General features: G+C 73.6%; 17 protein-coding genes. 11 read left to right on the forward strand and 6 right to left on the reverse strand.

Annotation, left to right across the window (positions count from 1 at the left end; all coding sequences use genetic code 11):
• Positions 1 to 84: 84 nt before the first annotated feature.
• Positions 85 to 558, reverse strand: a complete 474-nt coding sequence (locus Q1A09_RS02320; RefSeq protein ID WP_299951640.1) for a nuclear transport factor 2 family protein — start codon at positions 556 to 558, stop codon at positions 85 to 87.
• A gap of 1 nt (position 559) precedes the next feature.
• Entirely contained in the window at positions 560 to 1,570 is a 1,011-nt protein-coding gene (locus tag Q1A09_RS02325; protein WP_299951642.1) for an NADP-dependent oxidoreductase, read from the reverse strand.
• Between the two features lie 135 nt (positions 1,571 to 1,705).
• Between Q1A09_RS02325 and Q1A09_RS02330 the strand changes: the two genes are divergently transcribed.
• The gene (locus tag Q1A09_RS02330; protein ID WP_299951644.1) at positions 1,706 to 2,650 is read left to right on the forward strand and encodes a LysR family transcriptional regulator; all 945 of its coding nucleotides are present in this window, start codon (positions 1,706 to 1,708) and stop codon (positions 2,648 to 2,650) included.
• Between the two features lie 212 nt (positions 2,651 to 2,862).
• On the opposite strand, the gene Q1A09_RS02335 is transcribed toward Q1A09_RS02330, so the two are convergent.
• Complete coding sequence (locus Q1A09_RS02335; protein WP_299951645.1) at positions 2,863 to 3,693, reverse strand: HDOD domain-containing protein; 831 nt, start codon at positions 3,691 to 3,693, stop codon at positions 2,863 to 2,865.
• The gene (locus tag Q1A09_RS02340) at positions 3,690 to 5,804 is read right to left on the reverse strand and encodes a bifunctional diguanylate cyclase/phosphodiesterase (protein WP_299951647.1); all 2,115 of its coding nucleotides are present in this window, start codon (positions 5,802 to 5,804) and stop codon (positions 3,690 to 3,692) included. Before Q1A09_RS02340 ends, Q1A09_RS02335 begins: the two co-directional genes overlap by 4 nt.
• A gap of 242 nt (positions 5,805 to 6,046) precedes the next feature.
• Between Q1A09_RS02340 and Q1A09_RS02345 the strand changes: the two genes are divergently transcribed.
• The 4 genes from Q1A09_RS02345 (at position 6,047) to Q1A09_RS02360 (ending at position 10,277) form a co-directional block, all read left to right on the forward strand.
• Positions 6,047 to 7,222 carry an acyl-CoA dehydrogenase family protein gene (locus Q1A09_RS02345; RefSeq protein ID WP_299951649.1) on the forward strand — a complete coding sequence of 392 codons (1,176 nt, stop codon included), beginning with the start codon at positions 6,047 to 6,049 and terminating at the stop codon, positions 7,220 to 7,222.
• 7 nt (positions 7,223 to 7,229) lie between these two features.
• A complete protein-coding gene (locus tag Q1A09_RS02350; RefSeq protein WP_299951651.1) occupies positions 7,230 to 8,369 on the forward strand; it encodes an acyl-CoA dehydrogenase family protein in 1,140 nt (379 codons plus the stop codon).
• A gap of 148 nt (positions 8,370 to 8,517) precedes the next feature.
• Positions 8,518 to 9,663: an LLM class flavin-dependent oxidoreductase gene (locus Q1A09_RS02355; RefSeq protein ID WP_299951653.1), complete on the forward strand. Its 1,146-nt coding sequence runs from the start codon at positions 8,518 to 8,520 to the stop codon at positions 9,661 to 9,663.
• The gene (locus tag Q1A09_RS02360) at positions 9,660 to 10,277 is read left to right on the forward strand and encodes an FMN reductase (protein WP_299951656.1); all 618 of its coding nucleotides are present in this window, start codon (positions 9,660 to 9,662) and stop codon (positions 10,275 to 10,277) included. Before Q1A09_RS02355 ends, Q1A09_RS02360 begins: the two co-directional genes overlap by 4 nt.
• 62 nt (positions 10,278 to 10,339) lie before the next feature.
• On the opposite strand, the gene mftD is transcribed toward Q1A09_RS02360, so the two are convergent.
• Both mftD and Q1A09_RS02370 read right to left on the reverse strand, forming a co-directional pair.
• The gene (gene mftD / locus Q1A09_RS02365; protein WP_299951658.1) at positions 10,340 to 11,515 is read right to left on the reverse strand and encodes a pre-mycofactocin synthase MftD; all 1,176 of its coding nucleotides are present in this window, start codon (positions 11,513 to 11,515) and stop codon (positions 10,340 to 10,342) included.
• Between the two features lie 138 nt (positions 11,516 to 11,653).
• On the reverse strand, positions 11,654 to 12,253 hold the full coding sequence (locus Q1A09_RS02370; protein WP_299951660.1) for a YceI family protein: 600 nt from the start codon (positions 12,251 to 12,253) through the stop codon (positions 11,654 to 11,656).
• A gap of 277 nt (positions 12,254 to 12,530) precedes the next feature.
• Here Q1A09_RS02370 and Q1A09_RS02375 point away from each other — a divergent pair, with 277 nt between their 5' ends.
• Genes Q1A09_RS02375 through Q1A09_RS02400 form a run of 6 tightly spaced genes read left to right on the forward strand, consistent with a single transcriptional unit; the run spans position 12,531 to position 18,354 of the window.
• On the forward strand, positions 12,531 to 13,151 hold the full coding sequence (locus Q1A09_RS02375; RefSeq protein ID WP_299951662.1) for a M15 family metallopeptidase: 621 nt from the start codon (positions 12,531 to 12,533) through the stop codon (positions 13,149 to 13,151).
• Positions 13,148 to 14,356, forward strand: a complete 1,209-nt coding sequence (alr, locus tag Q1A09_RS02380) for an alanine racemase (RefSeq protein WP_299951664.1) — start codon at positions 13,148 to 13,150, stop codon at positions 14,354 to 14,356. Before Q1A09_RS02375 ends, alr begins: the two co-directional genes overlap by 4 nt.
• Positions 14,353 to 15,402, forward strand: a complete 1,050-nt coding sequence (locus Q1A09_RS02385) for a D-alanine--D-alanine ligase family protein (RefSeq protein ID WP_299951666.1) — start codon at positions 14,353 to 14,355, stop codon at positions 15,400 to 15,402. Before alr ends, Q1A09_RS02385 begins: the two co-directional genes overlap by 4 nt.
• Positions 15,399 to 16,403 carry an acyltransferase gene (locus Q1A09_RS02390; protein ID WP_299951668.1) on the forward strand — a complete coding sequence of 335 codons (1,005 nt, stop codon included), beginning with the start codon at positions 15,399 to 15,401 and terminating at the stop codon, positions 16,401 to 16,403. Before Q1A09_RS02385 ends, Q1A09_RS02390 begins: the two co-directional genes overlap by 4 nt.
• Positions 16,400 to 17,677 (forward strand): sensor histidine kinase, encoded by a 1,278-nt coding sequence (locus tag Q1A09_RS02395; RefSeq protein WP_299951670.1) that lies wholly within the window; start codon positions 16,400 to 16,402, stop codon positions 17,675 to 17,677. The genes Q1A09_RS02390 and Q1A09_RS02395 overlap by 4 nt, the downstream gene beginning before the upstream one ends.
• The gene (locus Q1A09_RS02400) at positions 17,674 to 18,354 is read left to right on the forward strand and encodes a response regulator transcription factor (RefSeq protein WP_299951672.1); all 681 of its coding nucleotides are present in this window, start codon (positions 17,674 to 17,676) and stop codon (positions 18,352 to 18,354) included. The genes Q1A09_RS02395 and Q1A09_RS02400 overlap by 4 nt, the downstream gene beginning before the upstream one ends.
• Positions 18,355 to 18,370: the final 16 nt, after the last annotated feature.

Below are 18,370 nucleotides of genomic sequence, written 5' to 3' on the forward strand. Positions count from 1 at the left end.
TGCAGATGTCGACGCGGGTGAACCGCCCGTCGGTCGACGAGAGGGGTGACGAACGGTGTCGTCGCCCCTCTCGTCGACGACAGATCACGCCTCTGCGTTGTCCATCCCCAGGAGCAACGTCGTGATGCACCAGCGGTCCTCGGTGCGTTGGAGGCCGAAGGAGTAGAAGCCGGTGGCGACCGTGCGGGGGTTGCCATCCGCGTTGCTCGTCATCAGCAGGTAGGCCTGGGCCTGCGCGGTGTCGTGCTGGACGTCGTGCACCGTGACGTTGGTCAGGTGGTGACGACGCTGGTCGGTCTGGGTGCTCATCGACTGCCCGACGAAGTCGAGGACGGCCCGGCGGCCGGTGACCGGACCGAGGACGACGGCGTCGGCCACGGTGAACTGCCAGGTGACGTCCGCGGTCAGGACGTCGCCGAGCGCCGCCAGGTCGTGCTGGTCCAGGGCGAAGGCGTAGCGGTTCAGGGTCTGCTGGACAGCAGCCTGCTCGAGCGGGTCGGGTGCGGTGATCGCCGGGAGGTGGGACCTGCCCCACCCCGGCCTCGCGGTGGTCGTCACCTCAGGCCACCTCCAGGACGATCTTGCCCTGCAGGTGGCCCTGCTCGGCGTGCTCGTGCGCGGCGGCGGCGTCCTCCAGCGTGAAGGTGCTGTCGATGGCGATGCGCAGCGTTCCGTCGGCCAACAGCCGCCCGAGCCGGCCGAGCTGGGCGCCGTTGGTGCGCACCTGGGTCGCCGAGACGGTGACCCCGCGCTCCGCCGCCTCGGCGGGATCGACCTGGGCCAGGAAGATCGGGAAGAGCGCCCCGCCCCGCTTCAGGGTGGGCAGGAACCGCCCGCTGCGCGGCCCCCCGACGTTGTCCACCACCAGGTCGACGTCGCGGACGACGTCCTCCGGCCTCTCCCGGGTGTAGTCGATGAACTCATCGGCCCCCAGCTCGCGCAGCAGGGTCTCGTGGCGGCCGGAGGCCACCGCGATCACCCGTGCGCCCCGCCACTTCGCCAGCTGCAGTGCGAGGTGTCCGACGCCGCCGGCGGCGCCGTTGACCAGCACGGTCGTCCCTGGGGTGATCGGGACCGGCGTGTGCTGGTGCCCCTGGAGCGGGTTGGGGTGGTCGTGTCCCTGTTCGACGAGGTACTGCCAGGCGGTCAGACCCGACATGGCCACGGCGGCGGCCTGCTGGTGGCTGACGGCGGCGGGCTTGAGGCTCAGCTCGTCCACCGGTGCGGTCACGTACTCGGCGTACGCCGCGGACCCGAGCTGCGGGAAGCGCAGCATGCCGAAGACCTCGTCACCGACCGCGAAGCGGGTCACTCCCTCGGCGACCGCCACCACCACGCCGGAGACGTCGGTGCCGAGGACGTAGGGGAAGGGCAGCTGGGGTCGCATCTCCGGCGGCAGGGCGGTCATGCCCTCACGCAGGTACCAGTCCGGCGGGTTCAGCCCGACGGCGTGCACCCGGACGAGGACGTCGTCCGACTGGAGCCGGGGTACGGGCACCTCCTCGTAGCGCAGTACCTCAGGACCACCGAACTCGTGGATCTGGACGGCCTTCATGGTCTTCGGCAGCATCTGGGTTCCCGCTCCTGGTCTGTTGACGTCGCAACGCGCTGTCCGATGAGTGGAACCCCGGTCGTCGACGTGCGTCCAAGACCTGGTCTGCACGACCCCATGCCAGAACGGCATGGGCCGGCCTAGGGTGGCGGCGTGAACGACCTCGGGATGGACCTGGAACTCCGGCTGGTGCGGTACTTCACCGTCGTGGCCGAGCACCTCAGCTTCGCCAAGGCCGCCGAGGAGCTCCACCTGGCGCAGCCGTCGCTGAGCAGGCAGATCCAGCGCCTGGAGAAGCGCCTCGGCGTGCGCTTGCTCGAGCGCACTCCTCGTGGCAACCACCTCACCGACGCCGGCGCGGCGTTCCTGCCCGAGGCCAGAGCGCTGCTGAGGTCAGCCCACCGGGCCGCCCAGACGGCTCGTGCCCACTCCTCCCGAGGGCACATCACCATCGGTTACGTCGACGACCTCATCATCACGACCGCAGTCCGGGAACTGCGGGCGCACCGCCCGGATGCGGTGGTCGAGACCCGCCACCTCACGTGCAGCGGGTTGTCGTCCTTCGAGGACGGCCGGGTGGACCTCCTGGTGGCCCGCACACCCCTCCCCTTCCCGACCGGTGACGTGTGGACGAAGGTCCTCTACCGGGAGGCCCGCCTTCTCGTGGTCCCGACAGGGCATCCCCTGGCCGCGCGCACGTCCGTGTCGGTCGACGAGCTGACCTTCGAGACGCCCTACGCCTGCGCCATCGCCGACGGCCTCCCGGCCGACGGGTGGACGGCCTACCGCCTGCTCGGACGCGAACCGATGGACCGCGACCAGACGCCCGAGAGCTTCGAGGACAGGCTGGAACTCGTCGCCAGTGGGCGAGCCATCGGCATCCAGCCGGCCGGGGACCGGCGCACCGTGCTGCACCCCGGGATCACGACCGTCCCGCTGGTGGGTGCCCCGGACAGCGAGGTCGTCCTGGCGGGTCGGGTCGACGACCGCAACCCGCTGGTCGGAGCGTTCTCAGCGATTGCCGCCAGCCACCTCGCCGGTCCGCTCCGGGACCGGACGGCAGGCGATCGAGGGGTCCCCGTCAGCACGTCGGAGTGACCCGCCCTCCGGACCGTCGGGCCGCGAGGACAGTCGATGTGCTCACCTGACAAGCCGCACGTCTGCCGGCGGCTGGGCCTCCCACCCGCATGTTCCTCAGCAGGTCAGCACGCCGCCGAGCACGGCCGGCCCGGCTTCACGAGTACGACCATCACCGCGACCGGAGGCCGCCCACCCGTCACCCGCGTGACCGGGCTGTCCCATCAGTACGGCTAGCCCAGCAGCGCGGTGCGCAGCTCCTCGGCGTCGGCACGCACCTGGGACAGGATCGGGGCGACGTCCCGCTCCCGCAGCTGGCCGCAGCTGACCCGCTCGATCGCGGTCTCCTGGTGGTCGCCGTCGGTGAGCCGGCCGGCCACCTCGAACGCCGACCGCAGCAGCGCGCCGGCGAAGGAGGCACCGTCGTCGACCTGGGTGAGCGGCACCAGCATCCCGGCGGGGAAGCCCCACTGCTCCAGGGCCACCGCGGTCAGCCGGAGAGCGGAGATGCCGTACCGGTGCACCTCCGCCGTCCGGCGTCCGGCGAAGGACCGCTGGGTGGTCCACAGCTCGGCGTAGCCGTCCGGGTCGTTGTGGTGCAGCAGCGCCACGCCCATCTGCGCCAGCAGCCCGAGGCACAGGGCGTCCTGCGGTCGCTCGGCGAACCGCGGCGCGAGGGTGGAGGCGGCCAGCGCCAGGCTGGTGCTCACCTCCCAGAAGTCCTCGGGCAGCCGCGACTCGTCGTCCAGGTCGGTGAGGGCGACGGTGGCCATCGTGCGCACGGTGGCGAAGCCGACGACGGTGACGGCGAACTGCAGCGAGGTGACCCGGCCGCGCATGCCGTAGAAGGCGGAGTTGGCCAGCTTCATCACCCGGCTGGCCAGCGCCACGTCGGCGCCGAGCATCCGGGACAGCTCCTTGGCGCTGACCCGGTCGGAGTTGGCCTCCGAGACGATCTGGGCGGCCACCGGTCGCTGGGCGGCCATGCTGTCGATGCTCGCCAGCACCCGCTCCAGGTCGAAGACCGGGGCGACGGTCAGGGACGGTGCGGCGGACGGGGTCACGTCAGCTCCAGGTCGGGGTGTCGGTCGGACGGGTGGGTGGTCGCCGGGCGGTCGGCGAACCAGGTGGCGGCGTCGTCACCGGTGAGCGGGGCGGCGAGGCTGAAGCCCTGCAGGTAGGTCGCGCCGAGCCGGGCCAGCTCCTCGGCCTGCTCCCGGGTCTCCACGCCCTCGGCCACGGTGCACAGGCCCAAGCTGCGGGCCAGCGCGATGACCGCGGAGGTGATCTCGGCGTGCCCGTCGGCCAGCTCGGCGACGAAGGAGCGGTCGACCTTGAGGCAGTCGACCGGCAGGTGGCGCAGGTAGGCCAGCGAGGAGTAGCCGGTGCCGAAGTCGTCGATGGAGACCTGCACGCCCAGGTCGCGCAGCTGCAGCAGCACGGCGCGGGCCGAGGCGGGGTCCTTCATCAGGGCCGACTCGGTGATCTCGATGGACAGCCGGCTCGGTTCCAGCCCGTGGCGCAGCAGCGCCGACTGCACGTGGCCGGGCAGGTTCACGTCCAGCTGCAGGGCCGAGACGTTCACGTTGGCCTGCTGCGGGGCGGCCGTGCCCAGCCGGTCGTCCCAGGCGGCCAGCTGCCGGCAGGTCTCGTCGAGCACCAGCAGGCCCAGCGCGGAGACCAGGCCGCTCTCCTCGGCCAGCGGGACGAAGGTGCTGGGGCTGATCGCGCCACGCTCGGGGTGGTGCCAGCGGGCGAGTGACTCCACGGCCACCGCGGAGCCGTCGGCGGTGCTGAAGATCGGCTGGTACATCAGCGTGATGTCGCGCCGGTCGATCGCCTCGCGGAGGTCGGCTACCAGCCGCAGCTTGTCCCGCGCCTGGGCCCGGGCCTCGGAGTCCAGCACGGTGATCCGGCCCTTGCCGCCGGCCTTGGCCTGGTACATGGCGATGTCGCAGTCCCGGATCAGCTCCTCCGCCGCCCGGTGCTCCGCGGTCTGCACGGTGACCCCGACGCTGGCCCGCGGGTGCAGCTCGACCCCGGAGAGGGTGAGCGGCCGGTGCAGCGCCACCCCGATCCGCTCGGCCAGCGCCACCGCGTCGTCCTCGGTGACGTGCTGGCAGACGACGACGAACTCGTCACCGCCGAAGCGGGCCACCAGGTCGCCGGGGCGGACGGTGCTCCGCAGCCGGTCGGCGATCTCCACCAGCAGCGCGTCCCCGGCGGTGTGCCCGAGCGAGTCGTTGACCACCTTGAAGTTGTCCAGGTCCAGGAAGATGCAGGCCAGCCCGCCGGCACCGGGCCGGAAGCGCTCGGCGACGTGCTCGGCCAGCAGGGTGCGGTTGGGCAGCCCGGTCAGCGGGTCGTGGTTGGCCTGGTAGGCCAGCCGGGCCTCGAAGGCCAGTCGGTCGGTGATGTCCTCGATGGTGCCGACGAAGCCGGCACCGACCCCCGGGGTGAACACGTGGGCGAAGCGGATCACCGTGCAGCGCTCGGTGCCGTCGTCCCGGACCAGCCGGGCACGCACCTCCCGGTCGCCGCCCTCGAGCACCGCCATGGCCTGCTCGATCACCTGCTCCAGGTCCTCGGCGTGCACGGCGTCCAGCCACCCGGTCCCCAGCAACTGCTCGGCCTGCCGGCCCACCAGGGCGCAGAAGGCGTCGTTGACGTGCGCGAGCCGCATGCCCTGCTCCGACAGCAGGGTCGGCACCGGCGAACGCTCGGTGAGGGTGGCGAAGCGGCGCTCGTGCGCATCGGCGGTGGCCCGCAGCGCCTGCTCGGCCTCGTTGGCGGTGGCGTGCAGCCGCACCGTCCAGCGCTTGCCGGCCGGGGGCGGCACCGGCACCGCGGAGACCGCGCAGTCCAGCAGGGCACCGCTGGCGCAGCGCACCGGCAGCGTCATGTGCACCGTGCGCTCCCGGCGCAGCAGCAGCTTGAGCTCACCGCCGCGCAGCGAGGGCAGCAGCTGCTCCACCGGCACGGCGAGCAGGTCGGCTCCGCCGTAGCCGAGCAGCGTTCCGGTCCGCTCGTTGCTCCAGCTCACCCGGAGCACGCCGTCCACCTGCTCGACGACGAGGATGGCCATGGCGTCGCTGACGCTCACCCCGTGGAAGACCGCGGCGACGACCTCCGGGGAGGCCGACGGTTCGCTGACCGTCCGCGTGCGTGCAGCCACGCCCACCTCCTCCGTCGTCCACCGGGCGCGACAGCGCGTCCCGACCACAGCGTCGACCCCCGACCTCCCGCTCTCCAGCCGATCCGGGGTACTTCCCCCCAACGGGGCGGGTGGCCCGTTGGCGACCACGCGCGGTCACCGACGGCGCGTCCCCGGACCCCGGGTTACCGCCGAGTAGGGAATGTGGGATGTTCGTCGCATCCACGTCGAGACGGCAGAGCTGCCGTCAGGAATGAGGTCCCATGCGCTTGCAGCTGTCGCCGGAGGACCAGTCCTTCCGGGACGAGATGCGCACCTTCTTCACCACCCAGGTGCCCGAGTCCATCCGGGAGGCGGTCGCGGCCCACCGGGAGCTGACCAAGGAGCAGTTCGTCGAGGCCCAGCGCGGGCTCAACGCCGCCGGCCTGGCCGTGCCGCACTGGCCGGTCGAGTGGGGTGGCCGCGACTGGACGCCGCTGCAACGCCACATCTGGCGCGAGGAGATGCAGCTGGCCGCGGTGCCCGAGCCGCTGGCGTTCAACACCAGCATGATCGGCCCGGTCATCGCCACCTTCGGCTCGCAGGAGCAGAAGGAGCGGTTCCTGCCGGCCACCGCGAACCTGGACATCTGGTGGTGCCAGGGGTTCTCCGAGCCCGACGCCGGGTCCGACCTCGCCTCGCTGCGCACCACCGCGGTGCGCGACGGCGACGACTGGGTGGTCAACGGCCAGAAGACCTGGACGACGCTGGGCCAGCACGCCGACTGGATCTTCTGCCTGGTGCGCACCGACCCGACCGCGGAGAAGCGCCAGCGGGGCATCTCGCTGCTGCTGTTCCCGATGGACACCCCGGGGGTGACGCTGCGGCCGATCGAGCTGCTGGACGGCGGCTTCGAGGTCAACGAGGTCTTCTTCGAAGACGTCCGCGTGCCGTCGGAGAACCTCGTCGGTGAGGAGAACCGCGGCTGGGACTACGCCAAGTTCCTGCTCGGCAACGAGCGGGTCGGCATCGCCCGGATCGGCTCGACCAAGCGGATGCTGGCCGACGCCAAGTCCCACGCCCGGCAGATCACCTCCGGCGGCGCCCCGCTGGCCGAGGACCCGTTCTTCCGGGCCCGGATCGCCGAGCTGGAGAACGAGCTGCTCGCCCTGGAGCTCACCGCGCTGCGCGTGGTGGCCAACTCCGTCGGCGGCAAGCCGCACCCGGCGTCCTCGGTGCTCAAGCTCCGCGGGTCGGAGCTGCAGCAGGCGGCCACCGAGCTGCTGGTCGACGTGGCCGGGCCGCTGTCGGTGCCCTCGTTCACCGGTGACGGGTCCGACGTCCCGGAGTGGGCCCAGGTGTCGACGCCGTCGTACCTGAACTACCGGAAGGTCTCCATCTACGGGGGCTCGAACGAAGTGCAGCGCACCATCATCGCCGGCTCGATCCTGGGGTTGTGATCTGACCATGGAGTTCAGCTACGACGACGAGCAGAACGGCCTGCGCGAGGCGGTGAGCGGGCTGCTGGCCCGCGCCTACTCCGACAGCGAGCAGCGCCGGCGGGTGGTCGCCACCGACCCCGGCTTCGACGAGAAGACCTGGAGCCGGCTGGCCGAGATGGGCCTGCTGGGCCTGCCGTTCGCCGAGGCGGACGGCGGCATGGGGGCCGGCCCGGTGGAGGTGTCCATCGTCGCCGAGGAGATCGGCCGGGTGCTCGCGCCCGAGCCGTTCGTGGAGGCGGTCGTGCTCGCCGGTGGGCTGGTGTCCGACCTGGGCACCGACGCGCAGCGGGCCGAGGTGCTCGGGGCGCTCGCCGAGGGCACGCTCCTGCCGGCCTTCGCGCACGCCGAGGTCGGCACCCGCTGGGAGCCGTCGGCCCGTGCGGTGACCGCGACCGAGGACGGCGGGTCCTGGACGCTGACCGGGGTCAAGGAGCCGGTGCCCAACGGTGCCCGCGCCGACCTGCTGGTGGTCAGCGCGGTCGCCGAGGGCGTCACCCGGCTGTTCCTGGTGCAGGGCGACGCGGCGGGCCTGACCCGCACCGGCCACCGCAACCACGACGGCACCCGGTCGGCCCGGGTCGAGTTCGCCGGCACTCCCGCCCAGCCGCTGGGCGAAGGCGCCGGCGACCAGGCGGCGGCCATCGAGAAGGCGCAGGCGCGGGCCCGGGTGGCCTACGGCCACGAGGCGCTGGGGGCGATGGAGACGGCGCTGACCACGACGGCGGAGTACCTCAAGACGCGCAAGCAGTTCGGCGTCCCGCTGAGCAAGTTCCAGGCGCTCACCTTCCGGGCCGCGGACATGTACGTGTCGCTGGAGCTGGCTCGGAGCACCGTCATGTGGGCCACCCTGGTGGTCGACGCCGACGGTGACGTGGTCGCGGCCGCCGACCGCGCCCGGCTGCAGGCCAGCCGGGCGAGCCGGCACATCGGCAAGGAGGCGATCCAGCTGCACGGCGGGATCGGGGTGACCGCCGAGTACTCGGTGGGCCACTACACCTCCCGGCTCACCGCGCTGGACCACCTGCTCGGGGACGGCGACTGGGCCCTGGCCCGGCTCTCCCGCACCGTCGGCGAGCACGAGACGGTCGACCCGCTGCGGTCCTGAACGCAGGCGACGAGCGCCCCTCCGGTTCCCCGACCGGAGGGGCGTTCGTCGTCTCCGGGGGCCGGGGAATGGACCGTGGTCGGGTACGGTTCCACCGGCCAGTAGTTGCACTCTCAACCAGTGCGGCTCAGACGAGAGGGAGCACGCCATGCAGTTCGGGATCTTCACCGTCGGCGACGTCACGCCCGACCCGACGACGGGCCGCACGCCCACCGAGGCCGAGCGGGTGAAGTCGCTGATCGCGATCGCGCTCAAGGCCGAGGAGGTGGGCCTGGACGTCTTCGCCCAGGGCCAGCACCACAACCCGCCCTTCGTGGTCTCCTCCCCCACCACGACGCTGGGCTACATCGCCGCCAAGACCGAGAAGCTGGTCCTGTCGACGTCCACGACGCTGATCACCACCACCGACCCGGTGAAGATCGCCGAGGACTTCGCGACGCTGCAGCACGTCTCCGACGGCCGCGTCGACCTGATGATGGGCCGCGGCAACACCGGCCCGGTCTACCCGTGGTTCGGCAAGGACATCCGCGACGGCATCCCGCTGGCGGTGGAGAACTACCAGCTGCTGCGCCGGCTGTGGCGCGAGGACGTCGTCGACTGGACCGGCCAGTTCCGCACCCCGCTGCAGGGCTTCACCTCCACCCCGCGCCCGCTGGACGGCGTCCCGCCGTTCGTCTGGCACGGGTCGATCCGCAGCCCGCAGATCGCCGAGCAGGCGGCCTACTACGGCGACGGCTTCTTCCACAACCACATCTTCTGGCCGGCCGAGCACACCCAGCGGATGGTGGAGTACTACCGCCGCCGCTTCGAGCACTACGGCCACGGCAGCGCCGACCAGGCGATCGTCGGGCTGGGCGGCCAGGTCTTCATGCGGAAGAACAGCCAGGACGCCGTCCGGGAGTTCCGGCCCTACTTCGACAACGCCCCGGTCTACGGCGGTGGCCCCTCGCTGGAGGAGTTCACCAGCCAGACCCCGCTGACCGTCGGGTCCCCGGAGCAGGTGATCGAGCGGACGCTGGGCTTCCGCGACTACGTCGGTGACTACCAGCGGCAGCTGTTCCTCATCGACCACGCCGGGCTGCCGCTGAAGACGGTGCTCGAGCAGCTGGACATCCTCGGCGAGGAGGTCGTGCCCGTGCTCCGGCGCGAGTTCGCCGCGCTCAAGCCGGCGCACGTGCCGGACGCCCCGACCCACGCCAGCCTGGTGGCCGCCGCCGGCGGCGGGCGGATGAGCACCGTGCACGCCGCCGACGACGTCACCGGCCGGACCGTCGAGACGGCGGCGCAGGCGTGACCACCCGCACGCTGGCCGTGGTCAGCGCCGGGTTGAGCAACCCCAGCTCGACCCGGCTGCTGGCCGACCGGCTCACCACCGCCACCGTCGAGGCGCTGCGGGCCCGCGGCGACGACACGACCGTCGAGGTCGTGGAGCTGCGCGGGCACGCCCGCGACCTCGCCGACGCCCTGGTCACCGGGTTCCCCAACACCGAGCTGCAGGCGGCGATCGACACGGTGGTCGGCGCCGACGCGGTGATCGCGGTGACCCCGGTGTTCTCCGCCTCCTACAGCGGGCTGTTCAAGACGTTCTTCGACGTCCTGGACAAGGACGCGCTGATCGGCACCCCGGTACTGCTGGGCGCCACGGCCGGGACGGCGCGGCACTCGCTGGCCATCGAGTTCGCCATGCGCCCGCTGTTCGCCTACCTGCGGGCGCTGCCGGTGCCCACCGGGGTGTTCGCGGCGGCCGAGGACTGGGCCGGCGGCGGCAGCGGCGCCCTGTCCGGCCGGATCGACCGGGCAGCCGGGGAGCTGGCCGACGTCGTCACCGGCCGCCCCGCGGCGACCCGCCCGGACGACCCCTTCGCCGACCCGACGACGTCCTTCGAGGAGCTCCTCAAGGGCAACTGACGGCTCGGGGCGGTCATGTTCGCGAACATGGCCGCCCCGGGGACCGCGGCCGACGCCTGGGATCAGGCACCCAGTCGCCGTTCGAACCCCGGCGGGACGACGACGTCCTCGCGCCGCAGCTGGTCGACCGACTCGTGCCCCAGGCCGATCAGCGCCGAGCCCAGCCCGTCGCGCAGCAGGTCCAGCACGTTCTCCACGCCGGCCTGGCCGTTCGCGGCGAGTCCCCACAGGTAGGCCCGGCCGATCATCACGGCCTTCGCGCCCAGGGCCAGCGCCTTGGCCACGTCCCCGCCCCGGCGGATGCCGCCGTCCAGCAGCACCTCGACCTGGTCACCGACCGCCTCGGCCACCGCCGGCAGGGCGCGGATCGAGGCCGGGGTGCCGTCCAGGTTGTTGCCGCCGTGGTTGGACACCGAGATCGCCGAGACGCCGGCGTCCACGGCGCGCTTCGCGTCGTCGACCCGCATGACGCCCTTGAGCATGAACGGCCCGTCCCACTGCGCGCTCAGCCAGGCGACGTCGTCCCAGGAGGGCATCGGGGAGTTCATCCACTGGCCGTAGGCGCCGAAGAAGGTGGGCGCCGGTTCGCCGGGCGTGGCCACCATGTTGGGCACGGTGAGGTCGGGGAGCGCCCGGGTGCGGGCGAAGTCCAGCAGCCAGCGGGGCCGGGCGAGCACCTGCGGGGCGTACCGCCGCGCGGCCTCGAAGTCGATCTTCTCCGGGATGAACGGGCTGCCCCAGTCGCGGCCGTAGGCGAACGACCAGTCGAGCGTGGCGATCATGCCGACCGCCCCGGCGTCCTTCGCCCGCTGCATCCGGCCCAGCATCTCCTCGCGGGTGCCGACCCAGTACATCTGGAAGAAGGTCTGCGGGTTGGCGGCGACGACCTCCTCGACCGGCTTGCTGGCGAAGGAGGACAGCCCCATCGCCACTCCCCGGGCCGCGGCGGCCCGGGCGACGGCGACCTCGCCGTCGGGGTGCACCGCCTGGACGCCGGTGGGACTGATCAGCACCGGCATCGAGACCTGCTGGCCCATCACCGTGACGCCGAGCCGGCGCTCGTTGCTCAGCCCGGCGGTGTGCGGGGCGAACCCCAGCTCGGCGAAGGCGGCGGTGTTGTCGTCGACGGTGAGCCCGCGCTCGGAACCGGCGACCAGCGCCCCGTAGACCCCCTTGGGCAGCCGCCGCTTCGCGCGCCGCTGCGCCTCGGCCACGGACTCGAACCACGCGTTCGCCACCTGCGGACCCCCTGCTGCTCGCCCCGTCCGGCCGGGCGCCGTCGCCCGGCCGGGGCGTCCGCGACCCGGCGTGCACCGGGGCGTGGCACCGAGTGCCACCCTAGCCGCGGGGACGTGGCGCAGCGCACAGCTGCCGGGTCAGCCCTGCTTGATCGCCGAGACGTCGAACTCGATCTGGATCCGGTCGCTGACCAGCACCCCGCCGGTGTCGAGCACGGCGTTCCAGGTCAGGTCCCAGTCGCTGCGCTTGATCGCCAGCGCGCCCTCGAAACCGACCCGGGTGTTGCCGAAGGGGTCCAGCGCCGAGCCGGTGAGGGTGAAGTCGACCGACACCGGCCGGGTGACGGCCTTGATGGTCAGGTCGCCGGTGACCCGGTAGACGTCGGCGTCGACCTGCTCGACGTGGGTGGAGCTGAAGAGCATCTCGGGGTACTGCTCGACGTCCAGGAAGTCCGGGGAGCGGAGGTGGCCGTCCCGGTCCTGGTTGCCGGTGTCGATGCTGGCGGTGGCGATCCGCAGGCTGACCCGGCTGGCACCGGGGTCGGCGGTGTCCAGGTGCGCCGCGCCGGCGAACTCGGTGAACGCACCACGGACGGTGGTCACCATGGCGTGCCGGGCGCGGACGCCGATGCGGGTGTGCGCGGCGTCGACGGTGTAGTCGCCCGTGACGTCGGCCAGTGCGGTGGTGGCGGCGTCGAAGTCCGTCGAGGCACTCTCGGGTGCGCGGTGCTTGCCCACGGTTCAACGCTCCTCTCTCGGGGTGCAACCCCTCGATGGTGCCCGATCACCCCGCCCGGGTGGGCGGGAGGTGTCGCGTCGAGTGCGGACGGCCCCGTCCGGTGGCCCGGCGCACCGGTGGACCCGAGACAGCGAGGTGGGCGGCGAACAGGGGGCGCCGGCGCCTCGACCCGGCACCCGGGGGTCCGCCGCCGGTACCGCAGGACGAGCCCAGCGGGCAGTGACCCGGTACCCGAGGTGGATCCGCAGGACGCTGGTCGAGACCGAGGGTGATCTCGTGATCCTGCTCAGCGACCCCCGCGTCGCCGCCGTTCCCCTCGCCCGGAGCGACGACCGGCTGTGCACCCTCGACGCCCGGTTCGGTCCGGCCAGGGCCCGGGTGCGCACCGGACTGGCCGATCGGCTCGCCACCGCCGCAGCGCTGCTCCCCCCGGCCGTGCGGCTGCAGGTCGTCGAGGGGCACCGCCCGGTCACCCGCCAGCGGGCCATCATCTCCGGCTATGCGGCGACGGTCGCCCAGGCACACCCGGATGCCTCGGCCGAGGAGCAGCGACACCTGGTGAGCCGCTTCGTCTCCCCTGTCGACGTGGCCCCGCACGTGGCCGGTGCCGCGGTCGACCTCACACTGGCCGACGCCGGCACCGGCGCGGAGCTGGACCTGGGCACCGCCATCGACGCCACCCCCGAGGAGTCGGGTGGCCGCTGCTTCACCGACGCAGCCGACATCAGCCCGGCGGCCCGGGCGCACCGCGAGCTGCTCGCGTCGGTGCTGCGCGAGGCCGGTCTGGTCAACTACCCCACCGAGTGGTGGCACTGGAGCTTCGGCGACCGGTACTGGGCGCTGTCCACCGGCGCACCGGCGGGGCTCTACGGCCCGGTGCCCGAGGTCGACCGATGAGCGCGCCGGCGCTCATCCGCCAGCAGCCGGACACCGACCTGGGTGCCGCCGCGGCCGTGCTGTCGGTCGACCTCGCTGCCGTGGCGGCCAACTGCCGCCTGCTGGCCGCTCGCGCGGCGGGTGAGCTGATGGCCGTGGTCAAGGCCGACGGCTTCGGCCACGGCGCCGCCGCGGTGGCCCGAACCGCGCTGGACAACGGCGCGACCTGGCTCGGGGTCACCGCCCTGTCGGAGGGGTTGGCGCTGCGCGAGGCCGGCCTGCCCGCTCCCCTGCTGAGCTGGCTGAACCCGCTCGGCGCGGACTTCGCCGCCGCCGTCCAGGCCGGCATAGACCTCGCCGTCCCCTCGATCGCCCACCTCGACGCCATCGCCGGCGCCTACCCCGACCGGCCCGCGCGGGTGCACCTGCACCTGGACACCGGCCTCGCCCGGGACGGCGCCCCGCCCGAGGAGTGGGCGGCGCTGTGCCGGTCGGCCCGGCTGGCCGAGGCGCGGGGGCAACTGCGGGTGGTGGGGGTCATGGGCCACCTGGCGCGCAGCGACGAGCCCGGCCACCCGGCCAACGCCGCCGGCCGGGCGGCCTTCGACCGCGGGCTGCGCATCGCCCGGGCGCTGGGGTTGCGCCCGGTGCACCGGCACCTCGCCGCGACCGCGGCGACCCTGGCCGACCCGCTGGCCCACCACACGATGGTGCGCGTCGGCGCCGGCCTGGTGGGGATCGACCCCTCCGGCAGCACGACGTTGCACCCGGCGATGACCCTCACCGCGCCGGTCGTCAGCGTTCGCCGGGTCGCCGCCGGCACCGGCGTCGGCTATGGGCACACCTGGGTCGCACCGCAGCCGACCACACTGGCCCTCCTGCCGGTCGGCTACGCCGACGGGCTGCCGCGGGTGGCCTCCGGCCGGGCCGAGGTGCTGCTGGCCGGCCGGCGCTGCCCGGTGGTCGGCCGCATCTCCATGGACCAGGTCGTCGTCGACGTCGGCCCCGACCGCACGGTGGCCGTCGGGGAGACCGCCACCGTCCTGGGCACCGGAGCCGGCGGTGCCCCAACCGCGGCCGAGTGGGCCGCCTGGTCCCAGACGCTCGAGCACGAGGTCGTCACCGGCCTCGGCTCCGCGCCGGCGCGAGTGCTCCGACGCACCACCCCACCCACCACTGCCCCGTCCCCCGCTGCCTCGCCCACCTCTCCCAGGAGCACCCGATGACCGCGCCGACCACCTCGCCGCTCTCCACCACCCGCACCCGGGTGGCCGTCGTCGGCGGTGGCCGCAGTTGCGAGCACGAGGTGTCCCTCGCCTCGGCCGCCGCCGTCGCCGCAGCCCTGGACCCCGCCCGCTACGACGTCGTCCGGCTGACCATCGACCGGGACGGCGGCTGGCGGGAGCGGGAGGGCCGCCCGGTGGGGCTGGCCGGCGCGGTGGCGACGCTGCGCAGCTGCGATGTCGTCGTGCCGATGGTGCACGGGCCCGCCGGGGAGGACGGCACACTGGCCGCGCTGTGCGACCTCGCCGACGTGCCCTACGTCGGGTCCGGCGTGGGCGCCGGCGCGGTCGCGATGGACAAGTGGGTGACCAAGCTGGTCGCCGCCGCCCTGGGCCTGGGGGTCGCTCCGGGGGTGCTCCTCACCGCCGCCACCGCGGCGGGGCACACCGTGGACCGCCCGGTGGTGGTGAAGCCGGTGGCGGCGGGGTCCAGCCACGGGGTGTCCCTGGTCCGGGCACCGGAGGAGCTCCCGGCAGCACTCACCGCGGCGTTCACCGTCGACGACAGGGTGCTGGTCGAGGAGGCGGTGGTCGGGCGGGAGGTCGACATCGCCGTGGTCGGCCGGCCCGACGGCACCCGACTCGTCTCGCCCGCGCTGGAGATCGTGTGCGACGGGTTGTTCGACCATGGGACCAAGTACGGCGGCACCGCGGACTTCCGGGTGCCTGCAGACCTCGGCACGGACGTCGCGGCGACCTTGGAGCGGGCGGCCGTCGCGGTGTACGACGCCCTGGGCTGCCGGGGGGTGGCCCGGGTCGACTTCTTCTGGACCGAGCAGGGGCCGGTGCTCAATGAGGTCAACACCACGCCGGGCTTCACGCCTGCGTCGCAGGTGCCGCGGATGTTCGCCGCTGCCGGCCTCCCCTACCCGGCGCTGCTGGACCTGCTCATCGGGGACGCCGTCGCCGGGACGGCTCCCACCGGGACCGCCGCCCTCTGGACCGTGGCCGGACTCGGCCGGCCGGATCGGACCCCGGTGCCGGCATGACGCAGGTGACGGTGGAGCACCGGCTCCGGGTCCAGGGGCTGGACCTGCTCCGTGGCGTGGCCGTCGGCCTGGTGATGCTGCGGCACGCCCTGCCCGACGTCTTCCCCGGCGCCGGGGTCGTGGGCGTGGTCATGTTCTTCGCGCTGTCCGGTCACCTGATCACCGGCCTGCTGACCGAGGAGCACACCCGGACGGGTCGGGTCGACCTCCGCCGGTTCTACGCACGGCGGGCGTGGCGGCTCGTGCCCCCGCTGCTGGTGGTCCTGGCCGCGGTCACCGTGGTGACCTGGTGGCTGGACCCGCTCGGCGATCGGGCGACCCTGCCGCGCGACCTGCTGGTCGCCCTCACCTGGACCGGCAACCTGCCGCACCTCACCCCGAACGGGGCGACGTTCCACCTGTGGACGCTGGCCACGGAGGAACAGTTCTACCTGCTCTGGCCGGTGCTGCTGGTGCTCTGCATCGGTCGGGCGCGGCCGGGCCGGGCGGTCGGCGCCGCGGCCGCGGGAACGGGGGCGGTGCTGCTGGCCACCGTCGTGTGGTCGGCGGACGCACCCGAGGTGGCCTACGCGCTGCCGACCTCCTGGGCGGTGTGCTTCGTCATCGGCGCGGCGTCCCGGCTGTACGGACACCGGCTGCGCATCCCGCGGGCAGCGGTACCGGCCGCGTTGCTCGCCCTGGGCGCGCTGTCCGTGATCCCCTTACGCGGGCACTCGCTCACCTACCTGGTGGGTGGGCCGGTGATCGCCGGGCTGACCGTCGTGCTGCTGCTGGCCTGGACGTCGTGGACGGAGGTGCGACCGGTGCCGCTGACCTGGCTGGTGCGCCTGGGCACCGTCTCCTACAGCGCCTACCTCTGGAACTACCCGCTGACGCTGTGGCTGCGCCCGGTCCCGTGGGGCGAGACGCTCGCGGCGGTGCTGACGGTGCTCGCCGCGGCAGCCAGCTGGCGGTGGGTCGAGCGCCCCCTGGGCCGGCTGCGCAGCAGGGTCATCGGGTGAGCACGTCGGCATCTGCCCGGCTGCGGGAGGTCGGCCCCGAGGGGGCGGTCGGCCTGGTGGTCGCCGTCTTCGGCCTGCTGGAGGTCGCCCGGTCGGACACCGCACTGCCCGGCTTCGGCCCGGAGCTGGCCGTCCTGGCCCTGGTCACTGCGGCGGCCGTGGCACTCTCCCGGCGGGCGCCGGCCGCAGCTCTGGCCCTGGTCTGGCTGATCGGCACGTGGCAGCTGCTGGCCGGTCTCCCTCCGCTGCTGGTCCAGCTGGCGCTGGCGCTGGTGTTCTACGGCGGCGCCCGGTGGGGGCGCACCCCGACCGTGCTGATCAGCGGCGCCTCGGTCCCGCTGGGCATCCTGATCGGCTTCCTCGCCCTGTACGGCGGGCGCTACGTACCGGCCATCGGCGACCGGCTGGGGGTGCTGCTGGACCCGCTGGCCGGAGTGCTGGACGCTCTGCGGCTCGGCGTCCTCGGCCTCGGGTTCCTCCTGCTCGGCGCACCGTGGCTGGCCGGTCTGGCGGTGCGGTACCAGACCCGGGCGCGTGCCTCCCGGGCCGCTCAGCTGGCGGCGGAGGAACGCGAGGCGCAGACCGCGGAGATCGCCCGGCTGCGCAGCGAGCAGGCCCGGCTGGCCGCCGACGTGCACGACGTCGTCGGGCACTCGCTGGCGGTCGTCCTGGCGCAGGCCGAGTCGGGCCAGTACCTCCCGGACGACGACCCGGCGCGGCTCAAGCAGACCCTGGCGACCATCGCCACGTCCGCCCGGTCCTCGCTGCAGGACGTGCGCGCGGTGCTGGCCCCGGCAGACGCCACCGGGGCGACGGCCTACCGCTCCCGCTCGCTGGAGGAGCTGCTGGAGGGGGCCCGCCGCAGCGGCCAGCAGGTCGTCGCGACCGAGTCCGGCCGGCCGCAACCGCTGCCTCCTGAACTGGCCCAGGTCGCCTACCGGGTGCTGCAGGAGATGCTGACCAACGCCATCCGGCACGGACGGCGGGACACCCCCGTCGTCGTGGACCGGGCATGGGGCGAGGAGCTGAGGATCCAGGTGGTGAACGAGGTGGTCGGGACGACGTCGCCCGCGGAGCAGGACGGCGCCACGCAGGACGGCGCCACGCAGGACGGCGCCACGCAGGACGGCGCCAGGGAGCATGGCGCCAGGGAGCACGGGGGGCGGGGCCTGCCCGGGATGCGCGACCGGCTGACGTCGGTCGGCGGGCGGCTGCACGTGGTCGTCGCGCCCACCTCGTTCACCGCCACGGCGTGGCTGCCGGTCCGCCGATGACCGCGGCCGTCGACGGAGCCGGCAGCATCCGGGTGCTGCTGGCGGACGACCAGGAGCTCTTCCGCGAGGGCGTCCGGGTGATCGTGGACGCCCAGGAGGGCATGCACGTCGTCGGCGTCGCCGGGGACGGGCACGAGGCGGTCCGGCTGGTCGACGAACTCGAACCCGACGTCGTGCTGATGGACATCCGGATGCCGGAGCTGGACGGGGTGGAGGCGACCCGCCGCCTCTTCGACCCCGAGCGGGTGGTCCGGCGTGCCCGGCCGGTGCGCGTGGTGGTGCTGACGACCTTCGACCTCGACGACCGCGCCGCCACGGCGATCCGCCACGGCGCCAGCGGGTTCCTGCTCAAGGACACCACCCCGGCCCGGCTGCGGGATGCGATCCGCACCGTGCACACCGGCAACGCCGTCCTTGCCCCGGCTGACCTCGGCACGCTGCTGAACAGCCACCTCACGGCCCGGTCGCCGGCGCCGGCCGCCTACCTCGGCCTCACCGACAAGGAGCGGGAGGTGTTCGCCGCCGTCGCCCACGGGCTGTCCAACGCCGAGATCGCCGGCCAGGTCTTCCTCTCGGAGTCCACCGTCAAGACCCACGTCGGGGCGATCCTGCGCAAGCTCGCCCTCCGGGACCGGGTGCAGATCGTCGTCTTCGCCCACGCGCACGACCTCGTCTGAGCCGTCCACGCGAGCC

The organism is uncultured Modestobacter sp., from assembly GCF_947486615.1.
Lineage (GTDB): Bacteria > Actinomycetota > Actinomycetes > Mycobacteriales > Geodermatophilaceae > Modestobacter.

Excerpts from the sequence above, each read along its gene's own strand:
- Q1A09_RS02325 (WP_299951642.1), bottom strand. The coding sequence starts at position 1,570 with ATGCTGCCGAAGACCATGAAGGCCGTCCAGATCCACGAGTTCGGTGGT.
- Q1A09_RS02345 (WP_299951649.1), top strand. The coding sequence starts at position 6,047 with ATGCGCTTGCAGCTGTCGCCGGAGGACCAGTCCTTCCGGGACGAGATG.
- Q1A09_RS02350 (WP_299951651.1), top strand. The coding sequence starts at position 7,230 with ATGGAGTTCAGCTACGACGACGAGCAGAACGGCCTGCGCGAGGCGGTG.
- Q1A09_RS02355 (WP_299951653.1), top strand. The coding sequence starts at position 8,518 with ATGCAGTTCGGGATCTTCACCGTCGGCGACGTCACGCCCGACCCGACG.
- alr (WP_299951664.1), top strand. The coding sequence starts at position 13,148 with ATGAGCGCGCCGGCGCTCATCCGCCAGCAGCCGGACACCGACCTGGGT.
- Q1A09_RS02385 (WP_299951666.1), top strand. The coding sequence starts at position 14,353 with ATGACCGCGCCGACCACCTCGCCGCTCTCCACCACCCGCACCCGGGTG.
- Q1A09_RS02390 (WP_299951668.1), top strand. The coding sequence starts at position 15,399 with ATGACGCAGGTGACGGTGGAGCACCGGCTCCGGGTCCAGGGGCTGGAC.
- Q1A09_RS02400 (WP_299951672.1), top strand. The coding sequence starts at position 17,674 with ATGACCGCGGCCGTCGACGGAGCCGGCAGCATCCGGGTGCTGCTGGCG.